A 3,777-nucleotide genomic window follows, 5' to 3' on the forward strand; every position below is an offset into this window, starting at 1 on the left:
CAAGGTTGCTTTTTGAAAATGATTGAGTATCATAATGCCCATTCTCCAATCGCAGATTGATAGCTTCAGGACGCTGTTCGATAGATTGACCAGGGGGTTAAAATTGGTGCTAGCTTGTTTCTTAAGCGCTTTTCCTTTTCTAGGATAGAGCAGATCCTGTTTTGACCATCCTAATTTTCCATGATGGATCCAGTAGTAGATGGTAGAAATTCCCACGTTAACGCCCTTAGCCTTGACCATCATTTCAGGCGAAATTTTTTGGTTATGATAGTGGAGAATCTTTTCCTTTAGTTCCTTGGTCAATCTTGATTTCTTGACCGAGCGCTTGCGATTATTTTCATAAGACTGTTGAGCATAGTCGGCAGGACTGTCCCACGCTTGATTTCATTGTGAATGGTTTGAGGAGCTTTTCCAAGTAAAGAGGCGATTTCTCTATTTGATTTCCCTTCCTTTTTTCATCGTTCGATTAAGCGACGGCTATCGATTGTCAAATGTTTGGCTTTTGTAGTATAATGGTTTTGCATTTCTGTGCCTTTCTTGTGTTTGTGATTGAACAACAAGTATAACTCAGAGGTGTTTTCTTATGCCTAGAAGAGCTTTCATTTTAATGTGATAATCGGACAAGGAGACTACTATTTCTTCAAAAATATGTCAAAAATACTTGACACTTTATATTTAAAAGAATATAATATAGTCAAATATATACGACATAAATCAGAAAGGAGACCAGATGAATCGTGTGAAAGAATTTCGCAAGGAACTGGGCATTTCCCAGCTAGAACTAGCCAAGGATATCGGTGTCTCGAGACAGACCATCAATATGATTGAAAACGACAAGTACAATCCAACCTTGGAACTCTGTCTCAATCTCGCCCGCAGCCTCCAAACTGACCTCAACAGTCTCTTTTGGGAGGATAATTTTTAAAAAAGGAGCAAACTTATGAAAAAAGAAACCTTCACGGAAAAACTGATCAAACGCATTTATGGCATTTCAGGACCACTTGATGAACACAAACGACGCGAGGCTGATCGTATTGGCAATCAAGTCTTTATCATCCTCTTTTATCTGATGACATTTGGAAATCTCATCCCCTTTGTCCTCGCTTATAAATACCCACAAATTGTCGCTATCGGCTATCCTCTTGTGGTATTCGGCATTTCGATGATTTCTGCTCTCTATGTGCTCTCCCAAACCAAAAAAACAGGGATTACAGCTATTGATCCAGATATGCTGAGCGAGAAAGAAAGCAAGCAACTACACTACCCTGGTATGAAAGCAGGTCTACTCTATGGATTAATGAGTTTTTTTCAACCCCTCTTCTCCATATACTGCTAGGTGAGAGTCAGGACTATCTTCAGTCTCTTCTCACTTTTAAAAATATTTTTTCAAGTATTCTCCAATCTTTCTTCTTCGGAGTGATTATACAAATTATCATCTCCCGTCGCATTGCAAAAGCCAAGAAAAATCAGGATAATGATTAGGAGGAAACTCATGAAAAAAGAACAGAAACAGTTACGTTATCCTGGTCTGAAAGCAGGTTCGATTTATGGAACAGTGATATTTTTTATAATTCCACTCATTGATACCCTAACAAGTGAAAATCCAAATTTTATCAGTTCTCTTCTAAATACAAAACATATTTTTAAAACTATACTGGGAGCTTTCTTTTTCGGGGTGATGATACATATTGTCGACTCACTTCGTATTGCAAGAGCTAAAAAAGACCAGGATTAGGAGGTGCCTTATGAAATCACTAGTAACTTTACTTACCTATCATCTTTTGTTCAGTTCCCTGCTCATCTTCATCATCGTTTCAGGGAACTTGCCAATCAGCGAGATATTCCTCGGGCTAGTCTTTATTCCAGCACTTAACAAAGGGCTAACTTATCTAAAGATTGACTCCCAAAAAACACGCATACTCAACTTAGCACTGTACTTTATGATTCTATCTTTACCACAACTGATGCTCATCTCAAGCGGTTGGAAATATTATTTACTGCTGACTATCGCTAGCCTTTCTTCTATCACTTATCTTTATTATCTCTATCAATTCGTAAAAGAAAGTCAGTAAAACCACTCATCTAGGAGATTACTAACATGAAAAAAGAAGACTTCACCACTCGCCTACTTCGAAATCTCTTTCATATCCAAGGCCCTTTTGATGAATGCCGGCAAGAGATTATCTACAAAGCCTGTGCCCGTTCCATGGTCCAAATCGTTTATTCTTCCTTCTTCCTCTTCTTGTTTTATCTGTTATTTGGACGCTTCATAGAAGCCGTTCGCTATGCCATGCCCTACGTTTACTCTGGACTCATTTTTTTCATTACTTTAAAAACTCAAAGAGTCGTCAAAGAACTCCAGCTGGAAAAAGATGACAAGTCAGAAATTGTCCTCAAAACCTACAGCAAAGGCCAAATCAAATTCCGAAGCTGGATTGTGTTTATCGGCCTTCAGATTGGCCTCTTTACCCTACTCATCTTTCATAAAGTCTTCGTTCAGCAGATGTCCTTTTCAGATTTTGGGAAGTTGCTCGTGCAATTCGATAAAAGTGTTCCTTTCCTAATGTATGGCCTGATTATCGGTAGCATTTTTGGAACCCTGACCTACGGCTTTCTATCCCTACAGGAGGAGAAAACTCCTAAAAATACCAAACAGAAGGAGAAAAGCAAGCAATGACTTCACTATACGATTTTTCAGTCTTGAACCAAGACAATCAAGAAACTCCACTAGATGCCTATCGTGGGAAAGTTCTCTTGGTTGTCAACACTGCTACTGGATGTGGTTTAACGCCCCAGTACCAGGGACTTCAAGAACTCTATGACCGCTATCAAGAACAAGGTTTTGAAATCTTAGACTTCCCTTGTAATCAGTTTATGGGACAAGCACCCGGCAGCTCAGAGGAAATCAACAGCTTCTGTAGCCTAAACTATCAAACCACCTTCCCACGTTTTGCCAAGATTAAGGTCAACGGCAAGGAGACAGACCCTCTCTATGTTTGGTTAACAGACCAAAAATCTGGCCCACTAGGAAAACGAATCGAATGGAATTTCGCTAAGTTTCTCATCGGCCGTGATGGGCAGGTCTTTGAGCGCTTTTCTTCAAAAACAGACCCCAAACAAATTGAAGAGGCGATACAAAAATTACTATAATTCACAATCTCACTATGATTAGGTTTCTTTTAGCCTGATGAATAGTGAGATTTTTTGATTGGCTTTGACTTAAATAGAAAAACACCGTAAGCGCGTCATAACAAGGTATCTATCATTCATGGAAGACCTCCTGTATACTATTAGTAAAGTAAAACTATTGGAGGATATTTAAATGCCACAACCTATTGTTCCTGTAGAGATTCCACAATCTCGTCGTTTTGATTCTAAAAAGAGAAATGATATTCTGCTTAAAATTCGTATTGGCAAGCTTGAAGTAAGTTTTTTTCAATCTCTCAATCTCGAAATGATAGAACAGCTTTTGGATAAGGTGTTGCTCCATGACAATTCATCTATCTAGCCTAGGGCAGGTCTATCTCGTATGTGGGAAAACGGATATGAGACAAGGCATTGATTCACTGGCTTATCTGGTTAAAACCCACTTTGAATTGGATCCTTTCTCCGGTCAAGTTTTTCTCTTTTGTGGTGGACGTAAAGACCGCTTTAAAGCCCTTTACTGGGATGGTCAAGGATTTTGGCTACTATATAAACGCTTTGAGAACGGTAAGTTGACTTGGCCAAGTACAGAAAAGGATGTCAAAGCTCTCACACCTGAACAAGTAGACTGGC

General features: G+C 39.2%; 7 protein-coding genes and 2 pseudogenes. 8 read left to right on the top strand and 1 reads right to left on the bottom strand.

The window, feature by feature from the left end:
* Positions 1–524, bottom strand: a pseudogene (locus HT709_RS11255) (IS30 family transposase); the annotation flags it as partial.
* A 206-nt stretch (positions 525–730) separates the two neighbouring features.
* Here HT709_RS11255 and HT709_RS11260 point away from each other — a divergent pair.
* From HT709_RS11260 to tnpB, 8 genes and pseudogenes are all read left to right on the top strand, one after another.
* Complete coding sequence (locus tag HT709_RS11260; RefSeq protein WP_001082471.1) at positions 731–925, top strand: helix-turn-helix transcriptional regulator; 195 nt, start codon at positions 731–733, stop codon at positions 923–925.
* Between the two features lie 15 nt (positions 926–940).
* Positions 941–1,482: pseudogene (locus HT709_RS11265) on the top strand (DUF3278 domain-containing protein).
* Positions 1,483–1,492: 10 nt separating this feature from the next.
* The gene (locus tag HT709_RS11270; protein ID WP_000712156.1) at positions 1,493–1,735 is read left to right on the top strand and encodes a hypothetical protein; all 243 of its coding nucleotides are present in this window, start codon (positions 1,493–1,495) and stop codon (positions 1,733–1,735) included.
* 10 nt (positions 1,736–1,745) lie between these two features.
* Positions 1,746–2,072, top strand: coding sequence for a hypothetical protein (locus HT709_RS11275; RefSeq protein ID WP_000839388.1), 327 nt, complete (start codon positions 1,746–1,748; stop codon positions 2,070–2,072).
* Between the two features lie 26 nt (positions 2,073–2,098).
* Positions 2,099–2,677 carry a DUF3278 domain-containing protein gene (locus HT709_RS11280; protein WP_023941505.1) on the top strand — a complete coding sequence of 193 codons (579 nt, stop codon included), beginning with the start codon at positions 2,099–2,101 and terminating at the stop codon, positions 2,675–2,677.
* Positions 2,674–3,150, top strand: a complete 477-nt coding sequence (locus tag HT709_RS11285; protein ID WP_023941504.1) for a glutathione peroxidase — start codon at positions 2,674–2,676, stop codon at positions 3,148–3,150. The genes HT709_RS11280 and HT709_RS11285 overlap by 4 nt, the downstream gene beginning before the upstream one ends.
* A gap of 172 nt (positions 3,151–3,322) precedes the next feature.
* Positions 3,323–3,508 carry a hypothetical protein gene (locus HT709_RS11290; RefSeq protein WP_031233472.1) on the top strand — a complete coding sequence of 62 codons (186 nt, stop codon included), beginning with the start codon at positions 3,323–3,325 and terminating at the stop codon, positions 3,506–3,508.
* The coding region (gene tnpB / locus HT709_RS11295; RefSeq protein WP_172925780.1) for an IS66 family insertion sequence element accessory protein TnpB at positions 3,489–3,777 on the top strand (289 nt) is incomplete at its 3' end. The genes HT709_RS11290 and tnpB, both read left to right, overlap by 20 nt.

The organism is Streptococcus sp. 1343 (assembly GCF_013277355.1).
Taxonomy (GTDB): domain Bacteria; phylum Bacillota; class Bacilli; order Lactobacillales; family Streptococcaceae; genus Streptococcus; species Streptococcus pseudopneumoniae.

Bases quoted from the DNA above. Each gene is read 5' to 3' on its own strand.
- HT709_RS11260 (WP_001082471.1), top strand. From the start codon at position 731: ATGAATCGTGTGAAAGAATTTCGCAAGGAACTGGGCATTTCCCAGCTA.
- HT709_RS11270 (WP_000712156.1), top strand. From the start codon at position 1,493: ATGAAAAAAGAACAGAAACAGTTACGTTATCCTGGTCTGAAAGCAGGT.
- HT709_RS11275 (WP_000839388.1), top strand. From the start codon at position 1,746: ATGAAATCACTAGTAACTTTACTTACCTATCATCTTTTGTTCAGTTCC.
- HT709_RS11280 (WP_023941505.1), top strand. From the start codon at position 2,099: ATGAAAAAAGAAGACTTCACCACTCGCCTACTTCGAAATCTCTTTCAT.
- HT709_RS11285 (WP_023941504.1), top strand. From the start codon at position 2,674: ATGACTTCACTATACGATTTTTCAGTCTTGAACCAAGACAATCAAGAA.
- HT709_RS11290 (WP_031233472.1), top strand. From the start codon at position 3,323: ATGCCACAACCTATTGTTCCTGTAGAGATTCCACAATCTCGTCGTTTT.